A 16,225-nucleotide genomic window follows, 5' to 3' on the forward strand; every position below is an offset into this window, starting at 1 on the left:
GGCCGGGCTACGCCCGACCTCCACCGCACCCAGCGCAGGGCGCTCCCCACAACCGTCCGCCTAATCTCGAAAAGGGGGTCCCTCTTCGACGCCGATACGGGGTCCCGTTTGCGCGCCGTTTGACAGGCCGGAGGTCCGCTGGCGCACATCTTCCGCGATCATCTGTCCGATCCGCGCCTCACCATCGAAGTCAGCGACGTGCATGACGTTCGTACGCATCCGGCGAAGGCCCTCTGTTGCTGATCGGCACGTCCTGAGAGGTTAGCCATGTGGCAAGCGCTGAGGTTTGCCACATGGCTACGGGATGTGCAGTGGGTCAGGTGACGGTGTTTTCCGGCGCGCAGCGGCGGCGGCGGTGGAGTTTGGATGAGAAGCTGGCGATGGTGGTGGCCTCGATGGCGCCAGGCGCGTCGATCGGGAAGGTCGCCCGCGCTGCGGATGTCGATGTTTCGCTGATCTACAAGTGGCGGCGGATGCTGGTGGGCGCAGCACCCGAGAGGCCGGGAGCGCCACCCCAGTTTGCCGAGGTTATCGTCATCAGATGACGAACCTCTCGCCGAAGATCACGGCAAATTGCGCCTTCGCCATGTTCCATTCGCGCGGCGGCATTTTCCACTCTTTTTCCGATCGGTTCAAGGTCAGATAGAGCAGCTTGGTGGCGGCCTCATCATTGGGGAAATGGCCCCGGGCACGAACAGCGCGGCGAAGCTTGGAGTTCAAGGCTTCTATCGAATTTGTAAGCGGTATGAGGATGGCGGTGCCGAAGTCTCTGCCGCGACTCCATGTCTTGGTATATGGTGCGACCATCCGGGACAGAGGCACCGGGAGCACGAAAGTGCGGGCAGGCCGATCTTATACGATGAGCTGTGAGCTCGTGTTTGTAGCTGGCCGCCTCTGCGACTCACCCGGTTGCGCTGCGAGCGCGGATCCGTAGTTGTCGTGTCGCCCGCTGCTCCCGTCATCATGCTGATAGGAGGTGCCTATATGCGACGCGTGATCGGTATCGACATCCACCGGACCTTCGGTGAGGTGGTGATCTGGGAAGAAGGTCGGCTCAGACATTCCGGACGGTCGATATGACCCGAACGGCGGTGGAGGGTTTCGGCAGGGGACTGCGATCGACCGATGAGGTGGTTATCGAAGCGACCGGCAACTGCATGGCGGTATCGCGAGTACTCTCGCCGTTCGTTGCGCGCGTGGTGATCGCCAATCCGCTTCAGGTGAAGGCGATTGCCCATGCCCATGTGAAGACGGACAAGATCGATGCAGGCACCCTGGCGAGCCTGCACGCGGCGGGTTATCTGCCGGAAATCTGGACGCCGGATGCAGCGACGGAGCGCATGCGCAGGCTTGCTGCCCGGCGATTTCAAATTGTCCGTCACCGTACGCGGATCAAGAACGAGGTGCATGCAATCCTACATGCGCACCTTATTCCACGCTGTCCGCATGCCGATCTGTTCAGCACTGTCGGCCGAGGTTGGCTGTTGCGACAGCCCGTGCCCGCAGACGAACGGGATGCGATCGAACGACACATTCGCGAGATCGACCGGCTAACCGAGGATCTGGCGGTCATCGACAAAGAGATCGCCAGCGACGCGCTCGACGATGATGCCATTGCTCGGTTGCTGACCATCACGGGCATCAATCTGACCGTGGCGGCAGGGATCATGGCGGCGATCGGCGACATCAATCGCTTCTCGAGCCCGCAAAAGCTGGTGAGCTACTTCGGTCTTAATCCGCGTGTACGTCAGTCAGGCCTGGGCGCGGCGCATCATGGTCGGATCAGCAAGGCCGGCCGCAGTCACGCCAGGGCGATGCTGGTCGAAGCGGCCTGGGCAGCCGCCAAGACGCCTGGGCCGTTACACGCCTTCTTTGTGCGCATCCGAGCTAAGCGAGGCCATCAGGTGGCGGCGGTCGCACTTGCCCGCAAGCTGACGGTGAATGCTGGCACCTACGTAGGCCTTCGGTGAAGGCCGCGGATCAGGCGGCTTCGCGTTGATCTTCGGGAGCGCCCCAGTTCCAGGGAAGCAGTTCATGGAGACGGTTCTGGGGAATGTCGGCGATGCGCGCGAGAACGTTGGCAAGCCAAGCCTGCGGATCGATGTCGTTGAGCTTCGCCGTGCCAATGAGGCTCAGCATGAAGGCAGTGCGCTGACCGCCGCGATCTGAGCCAGCGAAGAGCCATGATTTTCTGCCCAGGGCTATACCTCTGAGCGCCCGTTCCGCCGCGTTGTTCGTCAGGCAGATGCGGCCATCATCGAGGAACGCGGCGAAGGCGGGCCATGCCTTGAGCATGTAATCCATAGCCTCGGCCACATCGCTGTTCTTCGAGAGCTTCGACCGATTGTCGCGCATCCATTCTTCCAGATCGGCAACCAGCGGGGCGCTGTGCTCCTGCCGCAGAGCCAAACGATCCTGCGCCGATCTGCCGTTGATGGCGCGTTCGATATCGAAGATCGCGTCGATACGGCGGACCGTCTCCACTGCCAGCGGCGAGATGACGGCCTTTTTGCGACGCTTCTTGAGCTGTGCGGCGACATCGGCCAGCTCGAAGAAGTAACGGCGCGCGTGGCTCCAGCATAGAGCACGGGTCAGCGGCGCCGGCACGCGATCGCCATGGAACAGCGCATTGTAACCAGCATAGGCATCCGCCTGGAGGATGCCTCTCCAGTTGCGTAGATGGCTCACGGGATGTTCGCCCCGCCGGTCGCGGGAATAATGGAAGATCGCCGCTGGTGGTGCAGGTCCGCCAAAAGGTCGATCATCCCGGACATAGGTCCAGATCCGGCCCGTATCGGTCTTCGTCTTGGCCAGAACCGGCACTGTCGTATCGTCGCCATGCAGTCGTTCGGCGGCAAGGACGTGGGCTTCGATCAGCAGATAGAGCGGCATCAGCGCGGCGGCGCAGGCGCCCACCTGATCGGCCAGGGTGGAAAGGCTCAGGTCGACGCCTTCCCGGGCATAGCGATCACGCTGGCGGTTAAGCGGTTGATGCGCGCCAAACTTCTCGAACAGCAGCATGGCCAGGAAGCTGGGACCGAAGAGTCCGCGAGGCGTCACATGGAACGGCGCCGGCGGTTGGGTAATCTTCTCGCAATCGCGACAGGAGAACTTCTCCCGAACGGTCTGGACCACCTTCCATTGGCGCGGCACCACCTCGAGCGTCTCGGTGATATCCTCGCCCAGCTTGCACAGCCGATCCGAGCCGCAGCAGGGGCAGGCTTCGGGTGCAGCGATGACGACGCGCTCGCGCGGCAGATGCTCGGGCAAGGGCTTGCGTGCGGGCCGCTTGCGCTCGAAGGGCGCGACGTTGGTCTTCGCAGCTGCCAGCGCCGCCAGGAGCTCATCTTCGCTGGCAGCGGTCTCGCACTCCTCGAAGGTCAGTTCCATCTGGTCGAGCAGATGGCGCGTGCGCTCGGAGCGCTGGCCGAAAAGGGTGCGGCGCATCTTCTCGTTCTGCAGTTCGAGAAGGGCGTTGCGGGCTTCCAGGTCGGCGTTGATGGCCTTGATGCGGGCGACTTCAGCGGCGACAGCCTCGGCAGCGGCAAGTCGCTCGCGAAGGCTGTCGATCTCTGCTTGCGCTTCGGTCCCCATGGCCAATGACATAGCCAAAAAGCATCGGAATCCCTAGCTTCTTAGGTCATGCCGGGGCTTTTATCCGGCCAATGTCGGACGCCATGTGGCCTGCGGATTACGCCAGTCGATCGCCTCCAACATGCAGGCCATCTGCGAGGGGGAAATGGCAATCACGCCATCCACGGCCGAAGGCCAGATATACTTCCCGCGCTCGAGACGCTTGGCATAAAGCGACATGCCGACACCATCATGCCAGATGATCTTGCAGAGGTCGCCGCGGCGTCCCCTGAAAATGTAGAGATCCCCGGCGAAGGGATCACGTCCGAAACTCTGCTGCACCTGCAGGGCCAGGCTGCGCATGCCGCGTCGCATGTCCGTGTGCCCCGTTGCGATCCATATCCGAACGCCGGAGGGAACTGGGATCACGGCTTGACCGACCGCAGCACTGCCGACACCAGCCCAGGTGATGCGCCAGCGGGAATGCGCACGATCGCCCGCTCAAACTCCACGATGATCGCCGCCCCAGTAGCCGGTGCCGGGTCAGGATGTACCTGCACCTCGGCAAAGCCCTGTGCTGCCTGACCCATCTGCCGCCGCCATCTGTAGATCTGGTTGGGCCGCAGATCAGCACGGCGAGCAATCTCCGCCACGTTCGCGCCGGGGGCCGAAACCGCAGCGACCAACTCGCGCTTCTGCTGGTCGGTCCATACCCGCCGCCGCTCCGGGCCTGAAATTACCGTGATCTGACTCATCGCACCGTCCCTAGTACCGGTGCAAACACCAGCGCTTGCACCGGTGCCATCTCGAAATATCAGCCGATCACCGCAAGGCGGCCCTCACCGGAGCGATACTGACGTTCTGGCTTCATCCACCGATAGGTTCGACGCCATCCTGCTCGATGTGGACAATGGCCCGGATGGCATGATCCAGATGGAAAATGAACGGCTCTACTCCAACTGGGGCCTGCGCTCAGCCCACGCCGCACTGAAGTGCGGAGGAATGCTGGCGATCTGGTCGGCCTATCCCGCCGCGGACTTCGGCATCAGGCTTGAACACGCCGGCTTCGAGGTCGAAGAGCGGGGCGTTCCGGCGTTCACAGGCAGCAAAGACGAGTTCCACCACATCTGGTTTGCCCGCCGAGTGGATTGAGGGGCCAAGACAACGTAAGCGGCACCGTCCCGTTCATAGGCAGGGCGGCGCGCCGGTAACAATGGACGCAATTTCAAACGAGCGACAGCCAGTTCGGATCAAAGACTCAGCTGGCCGAAATCCTCGGTGTCGATCGTGCCGCGCATCACTTGCGGGTAGCGGTGGCCGGCAACGCTGCCCTGATTGATGAGCGCACTCACGCGTTCCAGAATGTCGGTTGGCACGATCACGTCATTTGCCGCATGGTTCTGATCGAAATGGGCGCGCGACCGGGTGCCGGGAATGGCATGGACGTGGCTGGCGCGCGAGAGAACCCAAGCCAGGGATAATTGTGCAGGCGTCACCCCCGCCTCTGCAGCCAGGTGATCGAAACGATCGATAAGCCTGCGATTATGAATCCAGTTTTCAGCGGAGAAGCGAGGATGCGACCGGCGCAGATCCTTTTCCGTCAATGTTTCCACGTCTCGCAATTCACCACCCAGCGCGCCGCGCGCAAGGGGTGAGAAGGCGACCAGCGCGATCCCCGAGGCGCGTGTCGTTTCCAGCACACCCAGTTCCACATTCCTGGTCCAGGGCGAATATTCGGTCTGGACGGCCGCCATGGGGTGGACAGCGTGCGCCTCCCGCACATGCGCGGCGGACCATTCGGACACGCCATAGGCGCGGATCTTCCCCGCTTCTATCGCGCGGACCATGGCACCCACGGACTCCGCGATCGGCACCTTGGGGTCGAAACGATGCATGTAGAACAGGTCGACATGGTCGGTGCCGAGCCGCTTCAGGCTGGCATCGAGGGAAGCCGTTATCGAGGCAGGGCTGCAATCCACCCCTCTGCGAGGACCATCCACGATGATGCCGGTCTTGGTCGCAAGCAGAAATTCGTCGCGTCGATCCATGATCGCTTCGCCGAGTATCTCTTCGCTGACGCCGCCACCGTAGATGTTGGCGGTGTCGAAATGGTCGCACCCCGCATCAAGTGCGTGGCGGAAAAGAGCGACCGCATCCTCGCGCGGGGGCGGATTCCCATAGGCCCAGGCCACATTCATGCAGCCAAGGCCGACGGATCGAACCTGCCGCCCGGCGAGGATGCGGGTTGTCATCAGGACCAGCCGTCCTGTGCTTCAAGGCTCGCGGCGAGTTCACCGATCACGCGGTAGCAGTCGAGCACCTGGCCGACTGATGAATTGGGATCGCGACCTTCCCGGATCGCCGCGATGAACTCGCGGTCCTGCAATTCGATGCCGTTGTTCGAAACGGTCACCCCGGTCAGGTCGATGGGCTCTTCCTTCCCGTTCACAAGATCGTCGTAGCGCGCGATATAGGTGCCATTGTCCCCGATATAGCGGAAGAAGGTGCCGAGCGGCCCGTCATTGTTGAACGACAGGGAAAGGGTGCAGATCGCGCCGGTCTCCGCCTTCAGCTGGATAGACATGTCCATCGCGATGCCGAGGTCCGGATGCTTGGGCCCTTGCAGCACATTGGCGGCCACGATCTTGCCCGATTGATAGGCGAACAGGTCGATGGTGTGCGCCGCATGATGCCACAGCAGATGGTCGGTCCATGAACGCGGCTGACCCTTGGCGTTGATGTTCTTGCGACGGAAGAAATAGGTCTGCACGTCGAGTTGTTGCAGGGTCAGGTCGCCCGCGACGATCTTGTTATGCACATATTGGTGCGATGGATTGAAGCGGCGGGTATGGCCGACCATGCAGACCAGCCCCGTCTCCTTCTGCTTGGCCGCGACCGCTTCGGCATCGGCCCAGTTGTCGGCCAGCGGGATTTCCACCTGAACATGCTTGCCCGCATCCATGCAGGCGATGGCCTGCGCCGCGTGCATCTGGGTCGGCGTGCAAAGGATCACCGCGTCCACGTCTGACAGGGCGAGCGCTTCGGACAGGTCAGTGCCGGAATGCGGCGCGCCATATTTAGCGGCGACTGCGGCAGCTTGTTCGGCCGACCGGCTTATGACTGAGGCGATCTCGACCCCGTCGATATTCTTGAGGCCATCGAGATGCTTCTCGCCGAAGGCACCTGCGCCGACAAGGGCAATGCGCATGTTATTCTCCTTGGAACAGGTAACAGTGTCAGATCGCGCCCTGTGCGGCCGCGTTGTTGCCTTCCAGCGTCGGGCTGGCCGGCACGGTGCCGTCCACCGGTTCGAGGACGATATGCCCTATCGCGGTATTGGAGCAGGGCACGTGATAATGGCGATGCAGCGCCCGGGTTTCGCGGCCCAGCGCCCCGCGCATGATGAGCCACATGACCATCTCGATCCCTTCCGAGCCCGTCTCGCGAAGATATTCGATGTGCGGGATCGACCGCAGCGCCTGCGTCGTGCCGATCATGCTGTCGAGGAACATGTTGTCCCACTCGGCATTGATGAGGCCCGCGCGCGTGCCCTGAAGCTGGTGGCTCATGCCGCCGGTGCCCCAGATATGGACTTTCAAATCCTTGCCTTTGAAAGACTGCACTGCGCGGGCGATGGCTTCGCCCAGCGCCCAGCAGCGATTGCCCGAAGGCGGCGGATAGGTGACGACGTTGACCGCCAGCGGGATGACCTTCGCGGGCCAGGCATCCGGTGCGCCGTACATCATCGTCAGCGGGACGGTCAGTCCATGGTCGACGTCCATCTCGTTGATGATGGTCATGTCGAATTCGTCGAGGATCAGGCTTTGGGCGATGTGCCAAGCGAGATCCGGGTGGCCTTCGACATCGGGCACCTGGCGCGGACCCCAGCCTTCGTCGGCCGGTCGATAACGTTCCCCGCAGCCGATGGCGAAGGTCGGTATGATCTTCATGTCGAACGCGCTGGCATGGTCGTTATAGACCAGGATCACGACGTCCGGCTTGTTCTCCGGCCGAGCGATCCATTTGCGCGTCCAGTCATAGCCTTCGAAGATGGGGCCGAAATAGGCGTCGCGATCCTTGCCCGTATCGGCGGCCACGCCGAGCAGCGGGACATGGCTCGAAGCGATCCCTGCGGTAATGCGCGCCATGTCAGCGAATCTCCTCTTTAGCTGCCCCTTGGGCCTCCCTGTTTGCCTTGATCGACCTTACGCCCTTGGGGGAGCGTCCGCCCGCGTCCATCATGGCCTTATAGTCTTCGACGCTCATGCCCGTCATGGTCGAAACCGCCTGAAGGAAGCTCAGGCCATCGGTCGAGAACAGCTTTGCAAGGAAATAGATGTTCCCGCCAAGATCGAGCAGCCGGTTATAGTCGCGCGCCAGCACGGCCTGCTTCTGCTCCTCCGTCATCGGCCATTCTTCGAGATAGGCGCGTTCGTCAGCCAACCAGCGGGCGCGGTTCTCGGCCTTCATCAGGCTCATTGCGAACTGGTTGAGGTGATAGCCCATGCGTGCGCGCGCGGCGGTGTAGACCCGCGTGCCCGGGATGTCGTCGAACGCATCGAGATAATCGTGGATGTCGCGCGGCCTGGTCACAGGCCACGATCCTTGAGGATGGCGTCAAGGCGCGGAAACACCTTGCGCGTATTGCCTTCGAAGATCGCGTGACGCTCCGCATCGCTGATGTCGAGCGCATCGATATAGCGTTTGGTATCATCGAAATAATGGCCGGTGGTCGGATCGATCCCCCGCACCGCACCGACCATCTCCGATCCGAACAGGATATTCTTGTTGTCGATCACGTCCGCCAGCAGGTTGATGCCCGGCTGGTGATAGACGCAGGTGTCGAAGAAGACGTTGTTCATGATATAGTCGTCGAGGCTCGGCTTCTTCAGCATATCCGCCAGACCCCGATAGCGGCCCCAGTGATAGGGAACGGCGCCGCCGCCGTGTGGGATGATGAAGCGAAGCCTGGGGAATCTGGCAAAGAGGTCACCCTGCATCAGTTGCATGAAGGCCACCGTGTCCGCCGCGATGTAGAAGCCGCCGGTGGCGTGCATCGCCGGGTTGCAGGAGCCGGAAACATGGATCATCGCCGGGACGTCAAGCTCCTCCATCACCTCATAGATGGGGAACCAATATTCGTCGGTCAGCGGGGGATGCTCGAAATGGCCGCCGCTTGGGTCCGGGTTGAGGTTGCAGCCGATGAAGCCCAATTCCTCGACGCAGCGGCGCAGTTCCTTGACGGACGCCGTCAGGTCCGCCTGCGGCGATTGCGGCAGCATGCACACGCCCACGAAGGTTTCGGGGAACATCTTCACGACCCGGGCGATCAGGTTGTTGCAGCGGAACGCCCACGCTTCCGATATCGCCTGGTCGCCGACATGATGCGCCATGGCGGACGCCCGAGGGGAGAAGATGGTCAAGTCCGCGCCGCGCTCTTTGATGAGCCGCAATTGATTCTGCTCGATCGTCTCGCGAATTTCCTCGTCGGAGATATCGGGATAGGGCGGGATCGGCTCGCCCGCCTTGAAGGCGGCGATCTGGGCTTCGCGCCACGCGTCATGAGCCTTGGGCAGGACGGTGTAGTGACCGTGACAATCGATGACGAGCGACATGGCTCAGCTTTCTTCCGTGAATGAAGCGGTGATGGCGGCCAGCTTTGCGGGGAAGCCGACCGGCGGCGGATTGATGCCGAGGTCTCCTAGTGCCTGCTGGCGCTGGACCGTACCTTCGGTCATCGAGGGCGCGATGCCGAGATCGCGCAGCATCCGGGCTGCCTCCACCATTTCGGCGGCGCGACGGCGACCATGAACGAGCATGCGATCGAGGTTATAGTCGGCGCGCTCGGTCCAGCCTATCCTCTGCTCGCTGGCGTCGAGTGATGCCAGCACCGCGTCGGCAACATCTTCGGCATGGGCGGCGAGCATCATTTCGGCGGTGAGGGCTTCCATCCCCTTGACCATGACCGAACGCACCAGCTTGATCGCGGACGCGCGACCGATGGCGTCACCTACGATAGTGGTGTTGGTAAAGCCTGCATCGAGCAGCAATTCTTCGGCGCGGTCCGCGTCGGGACCAGAAATGGCGAGCGCCACCGCCATGCGGGCGGGATTGACCGGGGCCATCACCGCGACATCGACATAACGGGTTCCCGCCTCGGCAAAGGCGCGGGAGGCCTCGCGCTTGGTGCCTGGCGCGACCGAGTTCATGTCGCAGAATATGGCGTCGGGCGATAAGAGGGGGGCGCATTGGCGGGCAACGACAAGCGCCTGGTCGGCGGTGACAAGCGACAGGATAAGCGACGCGTTGGCAACGGCCGCCTCCGCGCTGTCGCATGGCTTGACGCCGGATTGCTCCATCGCAGCATGGCGCGCGGCAGCGATATCATAGGCGGCGGCGCGCGCCGCCCATCCAGCCACGCCGGCGAAAGTGGATCCGGCCTCGCCGAAGCCGATCAGGGCGATGGTTCCTTTCATCTCGCCTGCTGTGCGGGGGCGGGCGTCCCGCATCAAATCGGAACTGGCGAATGACGATAAGACTGCGCTAATTCTGGGGGGCGCCGCACGCCTGGGCGGCTGCTTCGAGATCGGCAAAAAACTCCGCCTGGACCTGCGTGGGAAGCAGGGAGGCGCGCGTCGTCATGCCGATGGTGCGTGCAAAACGTTCCGGTAGCCGCGCAAGCGGACGGAGCCATTTCGCCTCGACCTCCACCGCCACCTGATCGGGCGAAAGCAGGGTGATGAAGTCGGTGCCCATCAGCACCTGCCGGATCATCATGACCGATCCCGATTCGATGGGGACGGGCGGCAACGCCAGCCCGAGTTCGGTGAAATAGCCTTCGAAACTGTCGCGCAGCGGCGTGCCCCTGGGAGCAAGCGTGAAGGGGAAGGCGGCCATTTCTGCGCCGGCAGGCGCCTTGCCCGCCAACGGATGATCATGGCGCGCATAAAAGGCGGGAACGTCGTCGAACAGGCGATGCTGTAACAGATCGGACTCCGTCAGCGGTTCCCGCAGCGCACCCACCATCACATCGATCGATCCGCTGCGCAGCGGCTCCACCAGTTCGGCCCGTGACCCTTCGACGATGGTCAGCCGCACCTGCGGCCTGCGCGCGAGGAAGCGGGCGACGGCGGTAGGCAGGATGCGCGCGCGGGACAACGGCATCGCGCCGATAGCTATCCGCCGCGTCTCGTGCCCGCGCAACGCCATCACTTCGGACAATCCGGCTTCCAGTTCCACCTGCGCCAGCCGAAATTCGCGCGCAAGCTGGTTGCCTGCCTCCGTCGTCATCGCGAATTTGCCGCGCCGCGTGACCAACGCCCGCCGCAGGGCGAGGGCCAGATCACCGACCGCCCGGTGGATCGAGGGCACCGACAGTCCCGTCGCCTGGCTTGCGCCCGTATAGCTGCCGGTTTCGGCCACCGCGAGCATCGCGCGCATTCGCGACATGGTGACATGCGGGCTGCGGATGTGGTGAAGCGCGGCGGCAATGCGGGGCGCCAGGATGTCGCCTGCATCGGTTGGGATCATGCCATCGTGGCGACGCTCGAAAAGGGGCAGCCCCAGCATGTCCTCAAGCCGGCTCAACGCCTGGGTTATTGCCGGCTGGCTCAGATTGACCGCAGCGGCGGCGGCGTTGACCGTCCCAAGACGCGCAATTCGTTCCACCGCGTGGAGGTGGCGAAGGTTGAGCGCCCATATGTCCATGCGTCCACTCTTAGCCAAATCCAATCACCCTTTCCAAACTTCTCTTTCCGTCGGACGCGGACCTCCGCCATCCAATGGAAAACAGGAGTGCAGGACATGAGTGGTATCGTCGTTCAGAATATCGATCGCGCCGGCCCGGATGTGATCGACGGGCTGGCCCGGTGCGGGGTGGCGACCGTCCACGAAGCGCAGGGGCGCACCGGCTTGCTGGCAAGCTATATGCGGCCGATCTATGGCGGGGCGCGCATCGCCGGATCGGCCGTGACGATCAGCGCGGCGCCGGGCGACAACTGGATGGTGCATGTCGCGATCGAGCAGTTGAAGGCGGGCGATGTCCTTCTGCTTGCGCCGACCAGCCCGTGCGAAGACGGCTATTTCGGCGATCTCCTCGCGACCAGCGCGCAGGCGCGGGGGTGCCGGGGCCTCATCATCGACGCGGGCGTACGCGACGTGCGCGACCTTACTGAAATGGCGTTTCCGGTCTGGTCCAAGGCGATCTACGCGCAGGGGACGGTCAAGAATACGCTGGGCTCGGTGAACGTGCCGGTGGTCTGCGCCAATGCGCTGGTCAATCCGGGCGACGTGATAGTCGCAGACGATGATGGCGTGTGTGTCGTTCCCCGCGAAAAGGCCGCCGATGTGCTGGTTGCGGCACAGGTGCGCGAGGCAAAAGAGGCGGAAAAGCGCGACCTGCTGGCGCAGGGCATCCTCGGCCTCGACATGTACAAGATGCGCGAGCGGCTGGAGCGGGAAGGCCTCAAATATGTCTGAGGCTCCCTGCATGTGGATGCGGGGAGGGACATCGAAGGGCGGATATTTCCTGAAGGACGATCTGCCGGCCGATATCGCCGCGCGGGACGCTTTCCTGCTCGGCGTCATGGGATCGCCCGATCCCCGCCAGATCGATGGGATGGGGGGTGCCGATCCGCTGACCAGCAAGGTTGCCGTGGTGTCCAGGTCTGCCCGCGATGGGATCGATGTGGACTATCTGTTCCTGCAGGTGTTCGTGGACAAGGCCATCGTCACGGACGCCCAGAATTGCGGCAACATCCTTGCCGGCGTCGGCCCCTTCGCCATCGAGCGCGGGCTCGTGGCCGTCACCGGCGATGAAACGCAGGTGGCGATCCACATGGACAATAGCGGGCAGGTGGCGGTGGCGACCGTGCAGACGCCCGGCGGCGCGGTGTCCTACAAGGGAGATGCCGCCATCGACGGCGTGCCCGGCACCCACGCGCCGGTGCCGCTCGAGTTCCGTGACACCGCCGGGTCGTCCTGCGGCGCGTTGCTGCCGACCGGCAACAGCGTCGACGTGGTGAATGGGACGCCCGTCACGCTGATCGACAACGGAATGCCGTGCGTGGTGATGAAGGCGCAGGATGTGGGCGTGACCGGATACGAGGACCGCGACACGCTGGACGCCGATATGCAGCTCAAGGCACGGATCGAAGCCATCCGCCTGGCAGTAGGCGAGCGCATGAACCTGGGTGACGTCAGCGACAAGTCCGTGCCCAAGATGATGCTGGTCGCGCCGCCGCAAAAGGGCGGGGCGGTGACGGTTCGCAGCTTCATACCGCACCGCGCCCACGCGACCATCGGTGTCCTCGGCGCGGTCTCCGTGGCGACGGCCTGCCTGCTGGAAGGATCGCCGGCGGCGGAAGTCGCTCAAATTCCCGATGGCGCGCGCAAGGCGCTATCCGTGGAGCATCCGACGGGTGAGATGACCTGCGTGCTCCAAACGGACGAAGATGGCGCTGTCGTCAGCGCCGCATTGCTGCGCACCGCGCGCAAGCTGATGGATGGGATAGTCTATGTCTGAACGCATCATATCCTGGCACGACGCGCCGTCGAAGCCGACCTATGTCCCGCCGGCAGGCGCCGTGGACGCGCATTGCCATGTGTTCGGCCCGATGGCGCAGTTCCCGTTCAGCGCGAAAGCCAAATATCTGCCGGAGGATGCGGGGCCTGACATGCTGTTCGCCCTGCGCGACCATCTGGGCTTCGCGCGCAACGTGATCGTGCAGGCCAGCTGCCACGGCACCGACAATGCGGCTACGCTGGACGCCATCGCCAAAAGCGAAGGGAAGGCGCGGGGCGTCGCTGTCGTCGATCCGGGGATTTCCGAGTTGGAGCTGGCGGCGCTGCATGCCGGCGGGATGCGCGGCATCCGCTTCAATTTCCTCAAACGACTGGTCGACGACGCGCCCAGGGACAGGTTCCTGGAAGTCGCCAGGCGCCTGCCGGCAGGCTGGCATGTCGTCATCTATTTCGAGGCCGACATATTGGAGGAACTGCGCCCCTTCATGGATGCCATTCCCGTGCCGCTGGTGATCGACCATATGGGCCGCCCCGATGTCGCCCAGGGGCCGGCTGGCCCGGACATGAAGGCGTTCCGAGCCCTGTTGGACAGCCGCGAGGACATCTGGTTCAAGGCCACCTGCCCCGATCGCCTCGATCCCTCGGGCGACCCATGGAATGCCTTCGCAGACGCGGTTGCGCCGCTGGTCGCGGACTATCAGGACCGGGTGCTGTGGGGCACGGACTGGCCGCACCCCAACATGCAGGACGCCATTCCCGATGACGGGCATCTTGTCGACATGATCCCGCGTATCGCGCCGACTGCGGAATTGCAGCACAAGCTGCTCGTCGCCAACCCGATGCGCCTCTATTGGCCCGAAGAGATGTAAGTCGGTGCGCAGGGCTCAACGGAAAGGGCCCTGCGCCCGCGAGTCAGACCGGCAGGCCTACATAGTTCTCCGCGATGGACCGCTGCGCCGCCTCGCTCGACGCGATATAATCCAGCTCGGCGACCTGCATCCGACGCTCGAACGGTCCGTCATCGGGGAAGCGGTGCATCAGCTTGGTCAGCGACCAGCTGAAGCGCTCTGCTTTCCACACGCGGGCGAGCGCCTTGTCCGAGTAGGCGACGACAGCGTCCGCATCGTTTTTCCGGAAATAGGCGACCAGCGCCTCTGACGCATAATGAACGTCGCTCGCCGCCAGGTTCAGGCCTTTTGCGCCGGTCGGCGGCACGATGTGCGCAGAATCGCCGCACAGCAGCAGGCTGCCATGGCGCATCGGCTCGAACACGAACGACCTCAGAGGCGCGATCGACTTTTCGATAGAGGGGCCGCGCGTGATATGGGCGGCGGCTTCCGGCCCGAGCCGGATGTTGAGTTCGTCCCAGACGCGGTCGTCGCTCCAATCCTCGATTCTTTCGGTCGTCGGGACATCGATATAATAGCGGCTGCGCACAGGGCTGCGTTGCGACGCAAGGGCGAAGCGATCGTGATTGGCGTAGATCAGTTCATGATTGCAGGGCGGAACGTCGGCCAGGATGCCGAGCCAGCCGAAGGGATAGACGCGTTCGAAGGAACGCGCCACGCTCGCCGGGATGGACTGGCGCGAAGGGCCGTGAAAGCCGTCGCAACCCACGATGAAACGCGCATCCATCCGCTGTTCGGCGCCCTCGACGGTGTAGGTCACGAAGGGCGCATCGCTTTCGACATCATGCAGCGTGACGTCGCCGGCCTCGTAGATCAGGTGCAGCCCGCGCGGTCCGGCCGCATCCATCAGATCGCGGGTAAGTTCGGTCTGGCCATAGACCATCACCTGCTTGCCGGTCAGCGCCTTGATGTCGATGCGGATCAGCCTTTCGCCGTCGGCCAGGTTGAAGCCGTCGTGGGGCAGTCCTTCGGCCTTTATCCGCGCGTCGAGACCCAGCCGTTCCATCAGGCTTACGGTGATCTGTTCCAGAACGCCGGCGCGGATGCGCGACAGCACATAGGGACCACTCTGGCGTTCGAGGACAACGCAATCGACGCCTTCAGCTTTGAGCAAATGGGCAAGGAGCAGCCCGGCGGGGCCCGCACCGACGATCACGACTTGTGTTTTCATGCCTAATCTCTCCGGTCGCGCACTCTGGGTAGGAGCGTTCGCGAGCTCGAGATTGACAGCCGCCGACCATCGGCGGAAGAGACGCTACGGTCATAGTGCAGGTACTTTCGGGACATACCAATGCAAAGCGCCTCCATCCCCGATTTCGTGCTCTATGGGGAAAAGCTTGATAACGATGCGGCGGAATTCGCCCACATAGAGGCTATCGCCACCCGAAGCGCACTCTATGATTGGGAGATTAACGCGCATCGCCATCTGCGCAGCGTACAGGCGCTACTCTTGTTTCAAGGACAGGTTCGGTTTCGCTGCGACGATCTGGTCAGGGAACTGGGCGCGCCTTGCTTCATGATCGTGCCGATCGGCAGCGTGCATGGTTTCAGCTTCACGCCGGAAAGTTCGGGATATGTCCTGACGCTATCGGCGGGCTTCACATCCCGCGCGACAGGAAACGAGGATCCCCTTTTGCGCCTGCTTACCCAGGGAACATGCGGCGCTATCCCGGAAGCCAACCTCCGCCGGGTGACATCGCTTTGCGAGGAGATGATCGAATGCCAGGCAGATTGGCGCGCGCCGCAGCCGCTGTTCCTGGCCCTGGCCGAGGCCCTTGTGCGATCGCTGCCCGCGCCTGCGCAGGCGGAATGTGCCGACGAGGAACGGCTCGCAGCCTTCCGCCGATTGATCGAAACGAACTTGCGCGAGCACCATAGCCTCGACTGGTATGCCGCCCGCCTCAACATCACCACCAAGACATTGACCCGGACTTGCAGACGCCGTCTGGATTGCACGCCGATGGAACTGATCCACATGCGGTTGCTGCTGGAGGCGAGGCGCCTGCTGCGCTTCACCAATGCTGGCGTAGCGCAAGTAGCCGAGGAATTGGGTTTTGCCGACAGTTCCTATTTTTCGAGATTCTATACGCGGCATAGGGGACGCAGGCCGGCGCAAGACCGCCATTTGCAGGTCGCCGATGACCCGCGTTCCCCCGTCTCCTGACCTTCAGCCTAGGGCCTCGGGCTGCATTTACGATTTGCCCGGGCGCAGCGCCAGCAAG

18 protein-coding genes and 1 pseudogene are annotated in these 16,225 nt (G+C 63.3%); 7 read left to right on the forward strand and 12 right to left on the reverse strand.

Annotated elements, in window-relative coordinates:
- Positions 1–293: 293 nt before the first annotated feature.
- Entirely contained in the window at positions 294–545 is a 252-nt protein-coding gene (locus tag ACFQ24_RS13535; RefSeq protein WP_380912045.1) for a transposase, read from the forward strand.
- Here the strand turns inward: ACFQ24_RS13535 and ACFQ24_RS13540 are convergent.
- Positions 538–747 (reverse strand): annotated as a pseudogene (locus ACFQ24_RS13540) (transposase); the annotation flags it as partial. The gene ACFQ24_RS13535 and the pseudogene ACFQ24_RS13540 sit on opposite strands and share 8 nt — an antisense overlap.
- 329 nt (positions 748–1,076) lie before the next feature.
- On the opposite strand from ACFQ24_RS13540, the gene ACFQ24_RS13545 reads away from it, so the two are divergent.
- A complete protein-coding gene (locus ACFQ24_RS13545) occupies positions 1,077–1,970 on the forward strand; it encodes an IS110 family transposase (protein ID WP_380912047.1) in 894 nt (297 codons plus the stop codon).
- Between the two features lie 10 nt (positions 1,971–1,980).
- Here ACFQ24_RS13545 and tnpC read toward each other — a convergent pair whose 3' ends face one another.
- Genes tnpC through tnpA form a run of 3 tightly spaced genes read right to left on the reverse strand, consistent with a single transcriptional unit; the run spans position 1,981 to position 4,328 of the window.
- Entirely contained in the window at positions 1,981–3,594 is a 1,614-nt protein-coding gene (gene tnpC / locus ACFQ24_RS13550; RefSeq protein WP_380912310.1) for an IS66 family transposase, read from the reverse strand.
- A 60-nt stretch (positions 3,595–3,654) separates the two neighbouring features.
- Positions 3,655–4,002, reverse strand: a complete 348-nt coding sequence (gene tnpB / locus ACFQ24_RS13555; RefSeq protein WP_030541462.1) for an IS66 family insertion sequence element accessory protein TnpB — start codon at positions 4,000–4,002, stop codon at positions 3,655–3,657.
- The gene (gene tnpA / locus ACFQ24_RS13560) at positions 3,999–4,328 is read right to left on the reverse strand and encodes an IS66-like element accessory protein TnpA (RefSeq protein ID WP_069336334.1); all 330 of its coding nucleotides are present in this window, start codon (positions 4,326–4,328) and stop codon (positions 3,999–4,001) included. Before tnpA ends, tnpB begins: the two co-directional genes overlap by 4 nt.
- A 169-nt stretch (positions 4,329–4,497) precedes the next feature.
- Here tnpA and ACFQ24_RS13565 point away from each other — a divergent pair, with 169 nt between their 5' ends.
- Positions 4,498–4,725, forward strand: a complete 228-nt coding sequence (locus tag ACFQ24_RS13565; RefSeq protein ID WP_380912050.1) for a hypothetical protein — start codon at positions 4,498–4,500, stop codon at positions 4,723–4,725.
- Between the two features lie 98 nt (positions 4,726–4,823).
- On the opposite strand, the gene ACFQ24_RS13570 is transcribed toward ACFQ24_RS13565, so the two are convergent.
- The 7 genes from ACFQ24_RS13570 to ACFQ24_RS13600 form a co-directional block, all read right to left on the reverse strand.
- A complete protein-coding gene (locus ACFQ24_RS13570) occupies positions 4,824–5,825 on the reverse strand; it encodes an aldo/keto reductase (protein WP_380912052.1) in 1,002 nt (333 codons plus the stop codon).
- Complete coding sequence (locus tag ACFQ24_RS13575) at positions 5,825–6,781, reverse strand: Gfo/Idh/MocA family oxidoreductase (RefSeq protein ID WP_380912054.1); 957 nt, start codon at positions 6,779–6,781, stop codon at positions 5,825–5,827. Before ACFQ24_RS13575 ends, ACFQ24_RS13570 begins: the two co-directional genes overlap by 1 nt.
- Positions 6,782–6,809: 28 nt before the next feature.
- Entirely contained in the window at positions 6,810–7,721 is a 912-nt protein-coding gene (locus tag ACFQ24_RS13580; protein WP_380912056.1) for a class III extradiol dioxygenase subunit beta, read from the reverse strand.
- 1 nt (position 7,722) lies between these two features.
- Entirely contained in the window at positions 7,723–8,166 is a 444-nt protein-coding gene (gene ligA, locus ACFQ24_RS13585; RefSeq protein ID WP_380912058.1) for a protocatechuate 4,5-dioxygenase subunit alpha, read from the reverse strand.
- Positions 8,163–9,188, reverse strand: coding sequence for an amidohydrolase family protein (locus ACFQ24_RS13590; RefSeq protein ID WP_380912060.1), 1,026 nt, complete (start codon positions 9,186–9,188; stop codon positions 8,163–8,165). The genes ligA and ACFQ24_RS13590 overlap by 4 nt, the downstream gene beginning before the upstream one ends.
- A 3-nt stretch (positions 9,189–9,191) precedes the next feature.
- Entirely contained in the window at positions 9,192–10,049 is an 858-nt protein-coding gene (locus ACFQ24_RS13595; RefSeq protein ID WP_380912062.1) for an NAD(P)-dependent oxidoreductase, read from the reverse strand.
- 67 nt (positions 10,050–10,116) lie between these two features.
- A complete protein-coding gene (locus ACFQ24_RS13600) occupies positions 10,117–11,280 on the reverse strand; it encodes a LysR family transcriptional regulator (RefSeq protein WP_380912064.1) in 1,164 nt (387 codons plus the stop codon).
- A 96-nt stretch (positions 11,281–11,376) separates the two neighbouring features.
- Between ACFQ24_RS13600 and ligK the strand changes: the two genes are divergently transcribed.
- Genes ligK through ACFQ24_RS13615 form a run of 3 tightly spaced genes read left to right on the forward strand, consistent with a single transcriptional unit; the run spans position 11,377 to position 13,964 of the window.
- The gene (ligK, locus tag ACFQ24_RS13605) at positions 11,377–12,051 is read left to right on the forward strand and encodes a 4-carboxy-4-hydroxy-2-oxoadipate aldolase/oxaloacetate decarboxylase (RefSeq protein WP_380912066.1); all 675 of its coding nucleotides are present in this window, start codon (positions 11,377–11,379) and stop codon (positions 12,049–12,051) included.
- Positions 12,044–13,096: a 4-oxalomesaconate tautomerase gene (locus tag ACFQ24_RS13610; protein WP_380912068.1), complete on the forward strand. Its 1,053-nt coding sequence runs from the start codon at positions 12,044–12,046 to the stop codon at positions 13,094–13,096. Before ligK ends, ACFQ24_RS13610 begins: the two co-directional genes overlap by 8 nt.
- Positions 13,089–13,964, forward strand: coding sequence for an amidohydrolase family protein (locus ACFQ24_RS13615; protein WP_380912070.1), 876 nt, complete (start codon positions 13,089–13,091; stop codon positions 13,962–13,964). Before ACFQ24_RS13610 ends, ACFQ24_RS13615 begins: the two co-directional genes overlap by 8 nt.
- 43 nt (positions 13,965–14,007) lie before the next feature.
- On the opposite strand, the gene pobA is transcribed toward ACFQ24_RS13615, so the two are convergent.
- Entirely contained in the window at positions 14,008–15,174 is a 1,167-nt protein-coding gene (gene pobA / locus ACFQ24_RS13620) for a 4-hydroxybenzoate 3-monooxygenase (RefSeq protein ID WP_380912072.1), read from the reverse strand.
- 120 nt (positions 15,175–15,294) lie between these two features.
- Here pobA and ACFQ24_RS13625 point away from each other — a divergent pair, with 120 nt between their 5' ends.
- The gene (locus ACFQ24_RS13625; protein ID WP_380912074.1) at positions 15,295–16,167 is read left to right on the forward strand and encodes a helix-turn-helix domain-containing protein; all 873 of its coding nucleotides are present in this window, start codon (positions 15,295–15,297) and stop codon (positions 16,165–16,167) included.
- Positions 16,168–16,225 lie beyond the last annotated feature (58 nt).

This window comes from Sphingobium olei (assembly GCF_042678845.1).
Lineage (GTDB): Bacteria > Pseudomonadota > Alphaproteobacteria > Sphingomonadales > Sphingomonadaceae > Sphingobium > Sphingobium olei.

Excerpts from the sequence above, each read along its gene's own strand:
- ACFQ24_RS13535 (WP_380912045.1), top strand. The coding sequence starts at position 294 with ATGGCTACGGGATGTGCAGTGGGTCAGGTGACGGTGTTTTCCGGCGCG.
- ACFQ24_RS13545 (WP_380912047.1), top strand. The coding sequence starts at position 1,077 with ATGACCCGAACGGCGGTGGAGGGTTTCGGCAGGGGACTGCGATCGACC.
- tnpC (WP_380912310.1), bottom strand. The coding sequence starts at position 3,594 with ATGGGGACCGAAGCGCAAGCAGAGATCGACAGCCTTCGCGAGCGACTT.
- tnpA (WP_069336334.1), bottom strand. The coding sequence starts at position 4,328 with ATGAGTCAGATCACGGTAATTTCAGGCCCGGAGCGGCGGCGGGTATGG.
- ACFQ24_RS13565 (WP_380912050.1), top strand. The coding sequence starts at position 4,498 with ATGATCCAGATGGAAAATGAACGGCTCTACTCCAACTGGGGCCTGCGC.
- ACFQ24_RS13570 (WP_380912052.1), bottom strand. The coding sequence starts at position 5,825 with ATGACAACCCGCATCCTCGCCGGGCGGCAGGTTCGATCCGTCGGCCTT.
- ACFQ24_RS13575 (WP_380912054.1), bottom strand. The coding sequence starts at position 6,781 with ATGCGCATTGCCCTTGTCGGCGCAGGTGCCTTCGGCGAGAAGCATCTC.
- ACFQ24_RS13580 (WP_380912056.1), bottom strand. The coding sequence starts at position 7,721 with ATGGCGCGCATTACCGCAGGGATCGCTTCGAGCCATGTCCCGCTGCTC.
- ACFQ24_RS13590 (WP_380912060.1), bottom strand. The coding sequence starts at position 9,188 with ATGTCGCTCGTCATCGATTGTCACGGTCACTACACCGTCCTGCCCAAG.
- ACFQ24_RS13595 (WP_380912062.1), bottom strand. The coding sequence starts at position 10,049 with ATGAAAGGAACCATCGCCCTGATCGGCTTCGGCGAGGCCGGATCCACT.
- ACFQ24_RS13600 (WP_380912064.1), bottom strand. The coding sequence starts at position 11,280 with ATGGACATATGGGCGCTCAACCTTCGCCACCTCCACGCGGTGGAACGA.
- ligK (WP_380912066.1), top strand. The coding sequence starts at position 11,377 with ATGAGTGGTATCGTCGTTCAGAATATCGATCGCGCCGGCCCGGATGTG.
- ACFQ24_RS13610 (WP_380912068.1), top strand. The coding sequence starts at position 12,044 with ATGTCTGAGGCTCCCTGCATGTGGATGCGGGGAGGGACATCGAAGGGC.
- ACFQ24_RS13615 (WP_380912070.1), top strand. The coding sequence starts at position 13,089 with ATGTCTGAACGCATCATATCCTGGCACGACGCGCCGTCGAAGCCGACC.
- pobA (WP_380912072.1), bottom strand. The coding sequence starts at position 15,174 with ATGAAAACACAAGTCGTGATCGTCGGTGCGGGCCCCGCCGGGCTGCTC.
- ACFQ24_RS13625 (WP_380912074.1), top strand. The coding sequence starts at position 15,295 with ATGCAAAGCGCCTCCATCCCCGATTTCGTGCTCTATGGGGAAAAGCTT.